The sequence below is a fragment of the Pseudomonas sp. DP-17 genome (genome assembly GCF_022380625.1).
Classification (GTDB): Bacteria; Pseudomonadota; Gammaproteobacteria; order Pseudomonadales; family Pseudomonadaceae; genus Pseudomonas; species Pseudomonas nitroreducens_A.
The window spans coordinates 949924-964496 of sequence record NZ_JAKSXG010000001.1; the positions used below are offsets into that span (position 1 = coordinate 949924).

The 14573-nt window shown below is 64.5% G+C and carries 14 protein-coding genes; 5 read left to right on the top strand and 9 right to left on the bottom strand.

The features are described 5' to 3' along the window. Positions 1 to 178: 178 nt before the first annotated feature. A complete protein-coding gene (locus MJ122_RS04460; RefSeq protein WP_088419503.1) occupies positions 179 to 547 on the top strand; it encodes a putative zinc-binding protein in 369 nt (122 codons plus the stop codon). Positions 548 to 673: 126 nt separating this feature from the next. Here the strand turns inward: MJ122_RS04460 and MJ122_RS04465 are convergent, their stop codons facing one another. From MJ122_RS04465 to MJ122_RS04505, 9 genes are all read right to left on the bottom strand, one after another. After that, entirely contained in the window at positions 674 to 1147 is a 474-nt protein-coding gene (locus MJ122_RS04465) for an SCP2 sterol-binding domain-containing protein (protein ID WP_239742526.1), read from the bottom strand. Next, entirely contained in the window at positions 1141 to 2031 is an 891-nt protein-coding gene (locus tag MJ122_RS04470) for a U32 family peptidase (RefSeq protein WP_239742528.1), read from the bottom strand. The genes MJ122_RS04465 and MJ122_RS04470 overlap by 7 nt, the downstream gene beginning before the upstream one ends. A gap of 10 nt (positions 2032 to 2041) precedes the next feature. Next, positions 2042 to 3037 (bottom strand): peptidase U32 family protein, encoded by a 996-nt coding sequence (locus tag MJ122_RS04475; protein WP_239742530.1) that lies wholly within the window; start codon positions 3035 to 3037, stop codon positions 2042 to 2044. Between the two features lie 55 nt (positions 3038 to 3092). After that, entirely contained in the window at positions 3093 to 4328 is a 1236-nt protein-coding gene (gene glp, locus MJ122_RS04480) for a gephyrin-like molybdotransferase Glp (RefSeq protein WP_239742531.1), read from the bottom strand. Next, positions 4325 to 4879: a molybdenum cofactor biosynthesis protein B gene (gene moaB / locus MJ122_RS04485; RefSeq protein WP_088419493.1), complete on the bottom strand. Its 555-nt coding sequence runs from the start codon at positions 4877 to 4879 to the stop codon at positions 4325 to 4327. Before moaB ends, glp begins: the two co-directional genes overlap by 4 nt. A 122-nt stretch (positions 4880 to 5001) precedes the next feature. Then, positions 5002 to 5454: a molybdopterin synthase catalytic subunit MoaE gene (moaE, locus tag MJ122_RS04490; RefSeq protein ID WP_088419491.1), complete on the bottom strand. Its 453-nt coding sequence runs from the start codon at positions 5452 to 5454 to the stop codon at positions 5002 to 5004. A gap of 4 nt (positions 5455 to 5458) precedes the next feature. Next, a complete protein-coding gene (locus MJ122_RS04495; protein ID WP_017519018.1) occupies positions 5459 to 5707 on the bottom strand; it encodes a MoaD/ThiS family protein in 249 nt (82 codons plus the stop codon). Then, positions 5704 to 6195 (bottom strand): cyclic pyranopterin monophosphate synthase MoaC, encoded by a 492-nt coding sequence (moaC, locus tag MJ122_RS04500; protein WP_088419489.1) that lies wholly within the window; start codon positions 6193 to 6195, stop codon positions 5704 to 5706. Before moaC ends, MJ122_RS04495 begins: the two co-directional genes overlap by 4 nt. Before the next feature lie 405 nt (positions 6196 to 6600). Continuing rightward, the gene (locus MJ122_RS04505) at positions 6601 to 7992 is read right to left on the bottom strand and encodes a PhoH family protein (protein ID WP_017519020.1); all 1392 of its coding nucleotides are present in this window, start codon (positions 7990 to 7992) and stop codon (positions 6601 to 6603) included. A gap of 502 nt (positions 7993 to 8494) precedes the next feature. Between MJ122_RS04505 and yaaA the strand changes: the two genes are divergently transcribed. The 4 genes from yaaA (at position 8495) to MJ122_RS04525 (ending at position 14567) form a co-directional block, all read left to right on the top strand. Continuing rightward, positions 8495 to 9274, top strand: coding sequence for a peroxide stress protein YaaA (gene yaaA, locus MJ122_RS04510; RefSeq protein WP_239742533.1), 780 nt, complete (start codon positions 8495 to 8497; stop codon positions 9272 to 9274). Between the two features lie 1049 nt (positions 9275 to 10323). Then, complete coding sequence (gene algD, locus MJ122_RS04515) at positions 10324 to 11634, top strand: GDP-mannose 6-dehydrogenase (protein WP_026079054.1); 1311 nt, start codon at positions 10324 to 10326, stop codon at positions 11632 to 11634. A gap of 225 nt (positions 11635 to 11859) precedes the next feature. Then, positions 11860 to 13341 (top strand): mannuronan synthase, encoded by a 1482-nt coding sequence (alg8, locus tag MJ122_RS04520; protein ID WP_017519027.1) that lies wholly within the window; start codon positions 11860 to 11862, stop codon positions 13339 to 13341. 53 nt (positions 13342 to 13394) lie between these two features. After that, positions 13395 to 14567 (top strand): HlyD family efflux transporter periplasmic adaptor subunit, encoded by a 1173-nt coding sequence (locus MJ122_RS04525; protein WP_017519028.1) that lies wholly within the window; start codon positions 13395 to 13397, stop codon positions 14565 to 14567. Positions 14568 to 14573: the final 6 nt, after the last annotated feature.

A 14573-nucleotide genomic window follows, 5' to 3' on the forward strand; every position in this document is an offset into this window, starting at 1 on the left:
CACTTTGCAGGGCGGATAACGCCAACGGCTTTATCCGCTATCGGGCCAGACGGCGGATAGAACGTTCCGCTTCATGCGCCCTACCTCCCTGGTAGTAACCAGTTCGCCCGCTTGATTCAGATCATGTCGCGCCGCCCCACGGCGGCGGGACACTGCGGGACTCACCCTGGAGGTCCCCATGCCGCCCTCGCCCCATCTGCCCCTCGTCTATTCCTGCTCCGGCTGCTCGAATCTTGCACAGCTGGCCAACGACCTCGCCCTGCGCCTGGACCGTGACGGCCTGGCGGAGATGTCCTGCATCGCGGGAGTCGGCGGCGACGTGCCGGCGCTGGTGAAGAAGGCCTGTTCCGGCCGACCGATCATTGCGGTGGACGGCTGTCACCTGCATTGCGTGCAGAACTGTCTGGCGCGCCACGGGGTAAAGGCCGAGCACGAGATCACCCTGACCGAATACGGCCTGAAGAAACGCTACGGGCAGGATGCGCCGGTTCAGGACTTCGAGATGCTCTACGAGGAGCTGCAGTTTCTCGTGCGCATGCCGGCCTGAGCCGCCACCGCGCAGGACGGAAGAACAGACGCCGACGCAGGATGGGCGGAGCGCAGCGATACCCATCGATTGGCGTGCCAGGACAGCACGGGCATCGCAAGCTCCACCCATCCTACGAAAAGCCGCTCAGGCGTTCTCCTGCACCACCCGGCTCGCGCGGCGCATGGCGCTCCACAGCCAGGCCGGCAGGCTGTCCGGGTCGAGGCTGTCGATCAGGTTCTTCACCGCCAGGCCCAGCTCGGTGTCGCCCTCGATCACCAGGCGACGACGGAAGAACAGCGTGTCCGGGTCTTCCTGCCGGCCCGCCAGCAGCAGGAAGTCGCGCCAGCTGCCGCGGATGGTCACGCTGGGCGCGCAGGCATCGGCGAAGCGCAGGCCGTCACGGCCACGCGTGAGGCTCCAGGCGAGCCCCAGATCGCTCACCTGCAAACGCAGCCAGTGGCCGTCGAGGATGTCGAAAGCACCGTCCGCCAAGGACTCGGCGAACAGGCGGTTGGCGGCACGCTGGAGCACCGCTCGCTGCAAGCCGGGGGGGATGCGCGCGGCCAGCGGCAGCAGGCGGTCGGCGGCGCGCAGGGCGCCGGATTCGAGTGTCAGCACAGGTTCACCTCATCGCTGCGCAGCATGCCCGGCCGGCCATGCCAGTATCCGTTGCAACCCTCCACCGCCAGCGGCGGCGCGGCGCCCTTGCGCACGCGGTCGAAGGCCTGCACGACGTCCACCATGCCTTCGGCCCGAGGGCTCAGGCGCAGCAGGTCGGCGCCACAATCGCGCAGCGAGGCATAGTCCGCCAGCAGGTTGCTGGCCTCGCCGGACATCGTCTGGATGCCGTTGAGCGTGAACAGCGGCATGCCTTCCTGGCTCAGCATCGGCATGCCTTCGGGGTAGTTCAGGCAGCAGAACTGGCAGTCGTCCTTGGGCCGGTTCTCCGCCCGTGCGGTGAAGCAGCGCGCCGAGTAGGCCAACGGCAGGTGGCCGTAGGCGAACACTTCGGTTTCCACATCGTGGATGCCCAGCCTGCGGACCTGTTCGATCACCGCGTGGATCTGCTCGCCCGAGCATTCCACCGGCGGCACCCAGCGACGCAGCCCGGCGCCATGCAGCTCCGCCAGGGTGTAGCCGTTGTAGACGTTGAGCGCCGGGCCGCCGACGAATTCGACGCCCAGACTGGAAAGCATCTGCACCGCGCCCATGTCGCTCGCCTCGACCTGCAGCTCGCCGTTGGCGCAGAGACGTCGCAGTGACGACAGCTCGGACGCCGCCTCGATCAACGCCAGGCCCGAGATGAATATCTGCGCCCCACTCTGCTGCTGCAGCTCGCGCCCCAGGCCCAACCAGTTGTCCAGCGACATGGCGCGGCGTTTGGAGCAGACGGTTTCGCCGATGTAGATGGCATCCAGCGGCTGCTCGGCCATCTGCGCATAAAAATCCAGGAGTGTCCGGCGGTCCCAGTAGAACAGCACCGGTCCCAGGCTGAGTTTCATCACGAGGTCCTCACTGCCAGGAACGATGGTAGGCGCCCAGGGTGGTCTGGTGGCCTTCGGAGAGCTTGTCCAGGGCGTCCTGCCACTGCGTCAGGGCGCGGTAGTTCTCGGGGGCGCGTTGCCACGCATCCAGCGCCTGGCGCCAGACGCGGGTGACCTGCTCGACATAGGCCGGGCTGCGTTGCCGACCCTCGATCTTCACTGCCGCCACGCCGATTTCCGCCAGCTGTGGAATCAGGTCGATGGTGTTCAGGCTGGTGGGTTCTTCCAGGGCATGGAAGCGTTCGCCGTTGACCACGAAGCGGCCCTTGCACAGGGTCGGGTAGCCTGCCGGCTCATTCGGCGCATAACGGTCGATCAGTACGTCATTGAGACGCGAGGTCAGCCCTTCGGGCTCCTCGCTCCAGCGCACCGCCTTCGCCGGCGAACAGACGCCGCAGAGATTCGGCGACTCGCCGGTGACATAGGAGGACAGGTGGCAGCGTCCCTCGGCCATGATGCACAGGCTGCCGAAGGCGAAGACTTCGATGGGCACCGGGCTGTTCGCCGCCACCTGGCGCACCTGCGCCAGCGACAGCACGCGCGGCAGCACGGCGCGGCGGATGCCGTAGCGCTCGTGGTAGAACGCCAGCGCCGCCACGTTGGTCGCCGAGCCCTGCACCGAGAGATGCAGGGCGAGGTTCGGGTGGCGCCTGGCGGCGTAGCCGAGCACCGCGCAGTCGGCGGCGATCAGTGCATCCACGCCCAGGTCCGCAGCGTGGTCCACGGCGCGTTGCCAGCGAGCCCAGCCGGCCGCGCCGGGATAGGTGTTGACCGCCACGTACATCTGCTTGCCGGCGCTGTGGATAAGTTCCACGCCCTGGCGCAGCTGGCGGTCATCGAGGTTGAGGCCGGCGAAGTGCCGGGCGTTGGTGTCATCGCGAAAGCCGACGTAGATGGCGTCGGCGCCTTCGCGCAGGGCCGATTTCAAGGCGGGCAGACTTCCCGCCGGGCAGACCAGTTGCATGCTTCCCCCGGGCAGTGCGGAGGCCGCCGGCCCCCGCCGGCAGCCGGGAACGGCGTCAGGCGCCGAGTTCGCTGAAAGACAGGAAAGGCAGCGGCTCACCGGCGTGCACAGCGCGCCCGGCCTCCACCACCGCCAGGCCATCGGCCCAGCTCGCTGCGCGCAGCATGGCCGAGCCCTGCTGCGGGTGCAGGCAGATGCGTGCGACGCCATCGCCGCCAAGCTCCAGGCGCGCGCGCAGGTACTGGCGCCGCGAGTTGGCCTTGGGCCAGTCGAAGCCCGCCGGTAACGTGACCGGCAGGGAATCGACCACACGACGTCCCTGGGCACGCCAGAGGAAGGGACGCGCCACCACCAGGGCGGTGACCAGCGCGGCAGCCGGATTCCCCGGCAGGCCGATCCACGGTTTGCCGGCGATGCTGCCGAATGCCAGCGGCTTGCCCGGCTGCATCTTCAGCTTCCACAGGTGCAGCTCGCCCAGCTCGCGGATCGCCTGCTTGAGGTAGTCGCGGTCGCCCACCGATACCCCGCCGCTGGTGATCAGCACATCCCATTCGGACGCGGCGAGGCTCAGCGCATCGCGGCTGGCTGCCAGGGTGTCGGCGAGCACACCGTAGTCATGTACCTCGATGCCCCAGCCGCGCAGCAATGCACCAACGCTGAAGCGGTTGGCGTTGTAGATCTGCCCTGGGGCAAGGGACTCACCGGGCTCACGCAGCTCGTCGCCGCTGCTCAGCAGGCAGACGCGCAGCGGGCGATAGACGCTGACGCGATCCAGGCCGACGCTGGCCATCAAGCCGAGGTCCTGGGCGCGCAGTTTCTTCCCGGCACTCAGCAAGGCGTCGCCTTCACACAGCTCTTCGCCGCGACGGCGAACATGGCTGCCGTGCTCGACCACGGGTACCTGCAGCCAGTCGCCTTCGACCTCGCAGTCTTCCTGGGCGCTCACGCTGTCCGCTCCCGGCGGCAAAGGCGCGCCGGTAAAGATGCGCATGGCCTGTCCGGGTTGCAGCTCGACCCGGGCAGCATCGCCGGCAGCAATGCAGCCGGCGATTTTCAGCCGTGCGCCTGCCGGTCCCATGTCTGCGCTGCGCAGGGCGTAGCCGTCCATCGCGCTGTTGTCCCAAAGCGGCAGGTCGATGGGTGAGTGGATGTCCTCGGCGAGGATGCGGCCCAGGGCGTTTTCCAGGTCGACGCGCACGGTGGGCGGCGGCAGGGGAACGAACTCCATCAGTGCGGCGATGGCCTCGTCCACCGGGCGCAACCCGGTGCCGGAACAGCCGCAGGCGCTCATGAGCGCGTACCGCAGGCCAGCACCGGGCGCTCGGGCAGGCGCTTGAGATGGGGGACGAAATTGCAGGGTTTGGTGCGGCTGTCGAGCTGCTGCAAGAGAATCTTTTCCCAGGCGGTCAGGCAGGCGCCGGTGGAACCGGGCAGGCAACAGATCAGCGTGCCGTTGGTGATGCCGGCGATGGCGCGGGACTGGATCGTGGAGGTGCCGATTTCCTCGCGGGAAATCTGCCGGAACAGCTCGCCGAAGCCGTCCACGGTGCGCTCGAGCAGAGGGGCGACGGCTTGCGGGGTGTTGTCGCGGGCGGTGAAGCCGGTACCGCCGGTGATCAGGCCGACCTGGACCTTGGGGTCGGCGATCCAGGCCGAAACCACCGCGCGGATCTGGTAGATGTCGTCGATCACCAGCTGGCGTTCGGCGAGGGCATGTCCGGCGCGTTGCAGCGAGGTCACCAGGGCCTGGCCGGAGGTGTCGTTGTGCAGGCTGCGGGTATCGCTGACGGTGAGGACAGCGATCTCCAGCGGCTGGAAGTCCGGGGTGCTGAGATGGCTCATGAGGGGCTCTCCGATGCGGAGCAAAAAGGGCTGGCGCCAGCCTGCGCCCCTTCCTCCTTGCAGCCCATTCCTCCTAGGAGGTACAGCCCCGGCGCGTGCGGGGCATCGCCATCAGCGCGGGCTCACCGCTCCCAGCGGTCGGCGGCAGCCTGGTCGCTGCAACGGCCCTCGACCCAGCGCGGGCCGTCGGTGGTGTCTTCCTTCTTCCAGAACGGCGCGCGGGTCTTCAGGTAGTCCATGACGAAGTTGCAGGCATCGAAGGCCGCCTGGCGGTGCGCACTGGCGGCGCCGACGAAGACGATGGGCTCGCCCGGCTCCAGGCGGCCGATGCGGTGGAGGATTTCCAGGCGCAACAGCGGCCAGCGCTCGTTGGCCTCGGCCTCGATCTTCGCCAGCGCCTTCTCGGTCATGCCGGCGTAGTGTTCGAGGAACATGCCACCCACTTCGCGGCCGTCGTTGAAATCACGCACGTAGCCGACGAAGCCGACCACCGCACCGACGCCGACGTTGGCGGCATGCATCGCGTTGAGTTCGGCGCCCGGATCGAACGCCGCCGGCTGGACGCGGATCGCCATGGCTTCAGCCTCCGGTCACGGTGGGGAAGAAGGCCACCTCGTCGCCGTCGGCGAGGGGCTCGTCCAGGGAGCACAGCTCCTGGTTGCGCGCGCACATCAGGTTCTGCTCGCCGAGTACGTCCCAGGCACCACCGCGCTCCAGCAGCAGGCGCCGCAGGTCGTCCAGGCTGCCCAGGGACTGGCTCCAGTTCAGTTGCTCGCCATCCAGGCCGAGGGCTTCACGGTAGCGGGCGAAGTACTGCACGCGGATCATGGGGTGTCTCCTGCTGCGCCTTGTGCAGCAACGTAGTGCCCGCTCTTGCCGCCGAGCTTCTCCAGCAGGCGCACGCCTTCGATGGTCATGCCGCGGTCCACGGCCTTGCACATGTCATAGATGGTCAGCGCGGCGACGCTGGCGGCGGTCAGCGCTTCCATCTCCACGCCGGTCTGTCCGGCCAGCTTGCAGCGGGCGACGATGTGCACGGTGTCTTCACCCTCGGCGGCCAGTTCGACCTTCACGCTGGTGAGCAGTAGCGGGTGGCACAGCGGGATCAGTTCATGGGTCTTCTTCGCCGCCTGGATGCCGGCGATGCGCGCCACGGCGAACACGTCGCCCTTGGGGTGGCCGCCGTCCTGGATCAGTTGCAGGGTGGCCGGGAGCATGCGCACCCGGGCTTCGGCCACGGCCTCACGGGACGTCACCGCTTTTTCGGTGACATCGACCATGTTGGCGCGGCCCTGGGAATCGAGATGGGTCAGCACGGGTGGGCACTCTCCGGAGAATCAGGGGAACAGTTTAACCTCGACACGCGGGGCTGGCAGACCGGCGAGCGGCGCGTTGGGGGGAGGATTGTATACAAGAAGAGGTATATGTGCGGTGAGAGTTCAAGTCTCTCTGTCCGCACCCTGTTCGACGGTATGTCCGACTGGCTGCCAGCTTGCGCCTTCTGCCCAACGGTTCCCTCTCCCTTCAGGGGGAGGGTTAGGGAGGGGGAACAGGGTCAGCTTCAACGCCGAAAACTGGCTGAACTTCTCCACCCTCTCCCCAGCCCTCTCCCTGAAGGGAGAGGGAGCAAACCGTGCAGGCCTCAGCCTTCGTTTACACCGGACGTATCCGGGAAATAGAAGGCCCGCCAGATGGCGGGCCCTGCTGAGTAAGCGGAAGGCTTACATGTGCGCTTCGGCGAACTCCGCCAGCACCGAGCGCGGAACCCCTTGCAGGGTCACGTGCACGCCATGGGGGAAGTCCTTGAAGCGTTCGGTCAGGTAGGTCAGGCCGGAGCTGGTGGCCGACAGGTAGGGTGTATCGATCTGCGCCAGGTTGCCCAGGCAGACCACCTTCGAACCGTTGCCCGCGCGGGTGATGATGGTCTTCATCTGGTGCGGGGTGAGGTTCTGGCATTCGTCGATCAGGATCAGGCTCTGCTGGAAGCTGCGGCCGCGGATGTAGTTCAGCGATTTGAACTGCAGCGGCACCTTGCTGAGGATGTAGTCGACGCTGCCATGGGTGCATTCATCGTCCGAATGCAGCGCTTCGAGGTTGTCGGTGATCGCGCCGAGCCAGGGCTCCATCTTCTCGGCTTCGGTGCCGGGCAGGAAGCCGATGTCCTCGTCCAGGCCCTGCACGCTGCGGGTGGCGATGATGCGCTTGTAGCGCTTGGTGACCATGGTCTGCTCGATGGCGGCGGCCAGGGCGAGGATGGTCTTGCCCGAGCCGGCAGCGCCGGACAGGTTGACCAGATGGATGTCCGGGTCCAGCAGCGCGTACAGCGCCAGCGACTGGTATACGTCGCGCGGCCGCAGGCCCCAGGCTTCCTGGTGCAGCAGCGGTTCCTGGTGCAGGTCGAGGATGGTCAGCTCGTCCTGGTCGATGCCCTTGATCCAGCCGACGAAACCCTGCTCGTCGACGATGAACTCGTTGATGTGCACCGCCGGCAGATTGTCGGTGAGTTGCACGCGGTGCCAGGTGCGTCCTCGATCCTGGCGGGTCTCCACCTTGCTGACGCGGTCCCAGAACGACCCGCTCAGCGAGTGGTAGCCACGCGACAACAGGTTGATGTCATCGACCAGCTGGTCGGTGTGGTAGTCCTCGGCGAACACCCCGCAGGCGCGCGCCTTCAGGCGCATGTTGATGTCCTTGGTGACCAGCACCACGCGCTTGCTGCTATGGCGACTCTTCAGCTCCACCAGTTGGTTGATGATCTTGTTGTCGTTGAGGTGTTCGGGCAGCCAGGTGATCGGCTCGGCGCGCTTGCTCATGAGGATCGACAGGCTGCCGCACGGCCCGCTCTTGCCGCGCTGGATGGGCACGCCATCCTCTACCTGCTCGGGCGAGGCTTCGCCCAGCACCGAATCGATCAGGCGGATCGCCTGGCGGCATTCCGCGGCCACGGTGTGTTTGCCGGTCTTGAGCTTGTCCAGTTCCTCCAGCACCGTCATCGGGATCGCGACGTGGTGCTCCTGGAAGTTCAGCAAGGCGTTGGGATCGTGGATCAGGACGTTGGTGTCGAGGACGTACAGGGTGGGCTGGGTGGGGCGGGAGCGTCCGTGGTCATCCATACGCAGGTCACCTCTTGTAGGAGCGTTACGACGGAATGCCTTTACAGCGCTCCGCCGTGCGGTGAGCCACCGGCTCTCGGGCTCCTGGGATCGGCAGGATTCGAGAGCACTGCATACAAGGGACTGGCCGGGCCGGGGCCGCCACCTGTCTGCAGGGTTCGGCGGTCTACGACTCCAGAAATACAGGAAAAAACATGACGATAAAAAGTCTTTTTCCTTCCTAAGAAGGTTTTTTTCGTCGTACGACGAAATACCTTGGCGACGGCCTCGGACAGCGCTAGTTTTAGGAGTCCTACCCCTAGTAACGCCCTCCTCTTTTTTCGGCAGATCAGCCTCTTAGCCCCGCATGCAGCATCTACCCCGGTACTCGTACCGAATGCCGTCCCTCCCCGCCCACCTCTATAGATGTCTTTCCAAACTCACCCGACGCTAATCGTCCCCATAGGTGGAGCCAACGCCCGCGACTCCTTACAATCGCCGCTCGCTTGTAGGAGACCGCACGATGCTGATGGTGATTTCCCCCGCCAAGACCCTGGACTACGACACCGCGCCGGTGACGCAGCGCTTCACCCTGCCCGAGCATCTGGACGATGCCCAGGAGCTGATCGGCATCCTGCGGGAACTGACCCCGGCGCAGATCGCCGAGCTGATGCACCTGTCGGACAAGCTGGCCGGTCTCAACGCCGCGCGGTTCGGTAGCTGGCACCCGGATTTCACCCCCGCCAACGCCAAGCAGGCGCTGCTGGCCTTCAAGGGTGACGTCTATACCGGCATGCAGGCCGAGGACTTCAGCGAAGCCGACTTCGCTTTTGCCCAGCGCCACCTGCGCATGCTCTCCGGCCTCTATGGCGTGCTGCGCCCGCTGGACCTGATGCAGCCGTATCGCCTGGAAATGGGCACCAAGCTGGCCAACGGCCGGGGCAAGGACCTCTACGCCTTCTGGGGCGAGCGCATCAGCGGCTGGCTGAACGAGTCCCTGGCCGAACAGGGCGACGACGTACTGCTGAACCTGGCGTCCAACGAATACTTCGGTGCGGTGAAGCGCAAGGCCCTCAACGCACGGGTGATCGACACCGAGTTCAAGGACCTGAAGAACGGCCAGTACAAGATCATCAGCTTCTACGCCAAGAAGGCCCGCGGGATGATGGCGCGCTACGTGATCAAGGAACGCCTTACCCACCCCGAAGGCCTGAAGGACTTCAACTACGCGGGCTATGCGTACAGCGCCGAGCACTCCAAGGCCGACCAGCTGGTGTTCCTGCGCGACCACGCCGACGATTGATTCGCCCTGCCTGCTGCACCAAACGGGAGCCTTGAGGCTCCCGTTTTCGTTTCCGCGCCAAAAACCAGCCGGGGCGCCTGTTCGATTCGCCAGCAAGCTCGTACCGGGGTCGCCCAGCGCAGATTGCCCACGCCGGTTCGCCTCCTGAATTTCCGCTGATTCCAAGTGGCCTGTAAGCCATTGACCATAAGACCACCCGCTCCAGAGTGGCGGATTTGTACGTTTTATGCCCAAAACACCCCTTGAAGACCACACGTACAAAACGGTCAAAATGACCGTTCGTCTGCTTCAGGATTAATCGTGAGAAATTTTTTCGAGCATCCGGACCGGTCCTAAGGATGGAAATCGTCCTGATTCGCTACCCGCCTTGTAATCCATTGGCCAGTAACAGCCCTTGGCCATGACATGCATTTCACGATTGCAGTTTGCAAGATGGAAAGCTGAACGGGAGCTGAACGAATGTATTGACGACGATAGCCGGTCGTTTTTAACGAAAAATTCAATGGAACTTTCACGCACCATGCACTTTGCATTGAGCAAAAAAAGCCGTGGTTTGCCATCAGCGCAGCATCAAGTGATATCAATTGGATATTTCAAATGATTTCAGAGGCGGGATGGGCGGAAGGAACTAACCGACTTACGGATAAATCCTATTTGCGCAACGACCATCGATGGCAATGCGAAAGTGCCTCGATGGAAAGTTGGAGTTTCAGTTCCAAGGTTATTCCGTCTGGCACTAGCCATTCCTAACCAGAACTGCAACCTCATGAAATAACTGAACTTTTCAGATGACGAGGCAATCATCTAACCAGACTGGAGCACGCCAGGCGGACTTTGCACCAACTTTGCAAACCGTCTGAAACATAACAGGGCAAACATTCAGAGTTTGCACCGAGACTGTGCTCGAAAGTTTAGCACTCGATTCCCATGCCTGCCTGGAAGGAAGTACGAAGGACACTTGAACAGTGAACTTCGGGGGTTCTTGCAACCTTTAAAAAGCGCCCCACAGGGCAACTCTAAACAGTTCGACCATTGAAGAGGTGAATGCGATGCGTATCAGCATCTTTGGTCTTGGGTATGTTGGCGCAGTATGTGCCGGCTGCCTGTCCGCACGAGGCCACGAAGTCGTTGGGGTGGATGTCTCCACCACCAAGATCGATCTGATCAACAACGGGAAGTCGCCCATCGTCGAACCGGGCCTGGAGCCTCTGCTCGAGCAGGGCATCCGCACCGGTCGCCTGTCGGGCACCACCGACTTCAAGAAGGCCGTACTGGACACCGACGTGTCGTTCATCTGCGTCGGCACCCCGAGCAAGAAGAATGGCGATCTGGACCTGGGCTACATCGAGTCCGTCTGCCGCGAGATCGGCTACGCCATCCGCGAGAAGAAGGAGCGCCACACCGTGGTCGTGCGCAGCACCGTGCTGCCGGGCACCGTGAACAACGTAGTGATTCCGATCATCGAGGACTGCTCGGGCAAGAAGGCCGGCGCCGATTTCGGCGTGGGCACCAACCCGGAGTTCCTGCGCGAATCCACCGCGATCAAGGACTACGATTTCCCGCCCATGACCGTCATCGGTGAACTGGACGCCCAGACCGGCGACCTGCTCGAAGAGATCTACCGCGAGCTGGACGCGCCGATCATCCGCAAGACCATCGAGGTCGCGGAGATGATCAAGTACACCTGCAACGTCTGGCACGCCGCCAAGGTCACCTTCGCCAACGAGATCGGCAACATCGCCAAGGCCGTCGGCGTCGATGGCCGCGAAGTGATGGACGTGATCTGCCAGGACCGCAAGCTGAACCTGTCGCGCTACTACATGAAGCCCGGCTTCGCCTTCGGCGGCTCCTGCCTGCCCAAGGACGTGCGCGCCCTCACCTACCGCGCCAGCCAGCTGGACATCGAGCACCCGATGCTCGGCTCGATCATGCGCAGCAACCAGCACCAGGTGCAGAAGGCCTTCGACATCATCGCCGCCCATGGCAGCCGCAAGGTCGGCCTGCTCGGCCTGTCGTTCAAGTCCGGCACCGACGACCTGCGCGAAAGCCCGCTGGTGGAACTGGCCGAGATGCTCATCGGCAAGGGCTACGAGCTGCAGATCTTCGACCGCAACGTCGAGTACGCCCGCGTCCATGGCGCGAACAAGGAGTACATCGAATCAAAGATCCCGCACGTTTCTTCCTTGCTGGTCTCCGACCTGGACGCCGTCGTGAAGTCCTCCGACGTCCTGGTACTGGGCAACGGCGACGAGCTGTTCGTCGACGTGGTGAAGCAGGCGCCCGAAGGCAAGAAGGTCGTCGACCTGATCGGCTTCATGCCCAGCGTCACCGATGAGCGCGCCGAAGGCATCTGCTGGTAAGCGCAAGCAGCACCTGCGGGGGAGATCGGCACGCGAGCCGGCCCTCTCCCCCGCCCTCTCCCTGAAGGGAGAGAGCGTTGTCCCTGCAGGCTGACGCCACGGTTTCATCCTGCACCGAACAGTCCCCTCTCCCTTCAGGGAGGGGGTCAGGGAGAGGGCAGCCCCGAAGTGAACGCCGGCGGCTATTCCCTCCTCGCCCCAAGAAGCGACAGACGGATTTCGACGATGGATACCTACAAACGAGTGATCGGTGAAGCCACGGGCTGGCTGGTCTTCCTCAGCCTGCTGATGCTGCTGGCACTGCTGGTGCCACCGACCGTGTTCGACGCCAACTCCAAGGACTTCCTGCTGCTGATCGGCGCGGTCGGCATCTGGCGCTACTCCATGGGCGGCCTGCACTTCCTGCGCGGCATGCTGTTCCTTTACGTGGTCTATCCGCACTACCGCCGCAAGGTCCGCAAGCTGGGCGAGGCGGCCGATCCGTCCCACGTGTTCCTGATGGTCACCAGTTTCCGTATCGACGCGCTGACCACCTCCATGGTCTATCGCTCGGTCATCGAAGAAGCCATCCACTGCGGCTACCCCACCACCGTGGTGTGCTCCATCGTCGAGATGTCCGACGAGGTGCTGATCAAGCAACAGTGGCAGAAGCTCAACCCGCCGGAGCACGTGAAGCTCGACTTCGTGCGCATCCCCGGCACCGGCAAGCGCGACGGCCTGGCCCATGGTTTCCGCGCCATCTCCCGTCACCTGCCGGACGAAGACGCGGTGGTCGCGGTGATCGATGGCGACACCGTGCTGGAGCCCGGCGTGGTGAAGAAGACCGTGCCCTGGTTCAAGCTCTTCCCCAACGTCGGCGGCCTGACCACCAACGAGTTCTGCGAAGTGCAGGGCAGCTACGTGATGAGCGAGTGGCACAAGCTGCGTTTCGCCCAGCGCCACATCAACATGTGCTCCATGGCCCTGTCCAAGCGCGTGCTGACCATGACCGGGCGCATGTCGGTATTCCGTGCCGCCGTGGTCACCGATCCGGACTTCATCACCGACGTGGAAAGCGACCACCTGGACCATTGGCGCCTGGGCCGCTTCCAGTTCCTCACCGGTGACGACAAGTCCAGCTGGTACAGCCTGATGCGCCTGGGCTACGACACCTTCTACGTGCCGGATGCGGCGATCAACACGGTCGAGCACCCGCCGGAGAAGAGCTTCATCAAGGCCAGCCGCAAGCTGATGTTCCGCTGGTACGGCAACAATCTGCGGCAGAACTCCCGCGCCCTGGCCCTGGGCCCGCAACGCCTGGGCTGGTTCACCAGCGTGGTGCTGTTCGACCAGCGCCTGTCGATGTGGACCTGCCTGCTGGGCCTGGTCGCCGCGATCATCGCCAGCATCAAGTACAGCATCGCCTTCCTGCTCATCTACCTGCTGTGGATCGGCATCACCCGCTTCGTCCTGACGCTCCTGCTGTCGCTGTCGGGGCACCACATCGGGCCGGCCTATCCCGCGATCCTCTATTACAACCAGATCGTCGGTGCCCTGGTGAAGATCTACGTGTTCTTCCGCCTCGACCAGCAGTCGTGGACCCGCCAGAACACCAAGCTCGACCGCGGCCTGGCCAGCTTCCAACGCTGGTTCAACACCTGGTCCTCGCGAGCCATGACCTTTTCCGCGGCCAGTATTTTCGTCGCCGTACTGCTGACCATCGTCTGAAGACACTTTTGGCAAAGCCTTCCCCCATTTAGCTACGAACAGGACTCGACCTCATGAATACCGCCGTCAACGTCAATGTCGTGCACGAATCCGAAGCCCAGCGCCAACACGCGCGGGTGAAGCTGCCCGCCCGCATCCGCTTCATCGGATCCCATCGCGAGGGCGTCGACGCCCGTCTGCTGGACCTCTCCGCCGGCGGCTTCGCGTTCACCGCCGCGAACAACACACCCGTGCAGGTCGGCGACCTGCACAAGGGCAAGCTGCTGTTCCAGATCGACAGCATCAGCTTCTCCCTGGAAGTGGAGTTCCAGGTGCGCTCGTACGATCGCGAAAGCGCCCGCGTGGGTTGCGAATTCCAGCACCTGAAGCCGCGCGAGATCGCCGCCCTGCGCTACCTCATCACCTCCTACCTGGCCGGTGAAGTCGTGAGCGTCGGCGACATGCTCAATACCCTGCAGCGCGAGAACTTCACCAAGGCCCGCAAGCATGGCGCAGGCTCGGGCGGCATGGGCTTCTTCGGCCGCTTCCGCGCGGTCACCGTGAGCACCGCGATCTTCGTGGTTGGCGTCGGCGCCTTCGCGGTGATCCTCAACCAGATCTACAACCTGTACTTCGTCACCCACGCCGACTCGGGCGTGGTGAGCGTCGCCAGCCAGCAGATCACCATGCCGCGCGAGGGCACCGTGGAAAGCCTGGTGGAGCCGGGCGCCGACGTCGCCAAGGGCGCGCCCATCGCCTCCTTCTCCGCCAACCTGCTGGACCTGCTCAAGGGCAACCTGACCGAAGAACAGCTCAACCCGAGCAACATCGAGAAGCTCTTCGGCCACCAGATGAAAGGCACCCTGACCAGCCCGTGCGACTGCCGCGTGGTCGAGCAGCGCGTCGCCAACGGCCAGTTCGCCAACAAGGGCGACGTGATCTTCACCCTGACCCCGCGCGACAGCAACGCCACCATCGAGGCGCGCTTCCCCTACCGCAACGCCGCCGAGCTCTCCCCCGGCACCCACGTGAACTTCCAGGTCGCTGGCGACGCCGAAGTGCGCGGCGGCCGCATCCTGCGCACCGCCCCGGTGGACGGCGACCTGTCCTCGGAAATCCGTGTGCAGATCACCCCCGACCAGCCGCTCGACAGCCAGATGGCTGGTCGCCCGACTGAAGTCAGCATCGGCGGCCTGCCGGGCCGCACCCTGCTGAACAAGGCGATGGCCCTGGCCACCGCCCGCTAAGAGGAC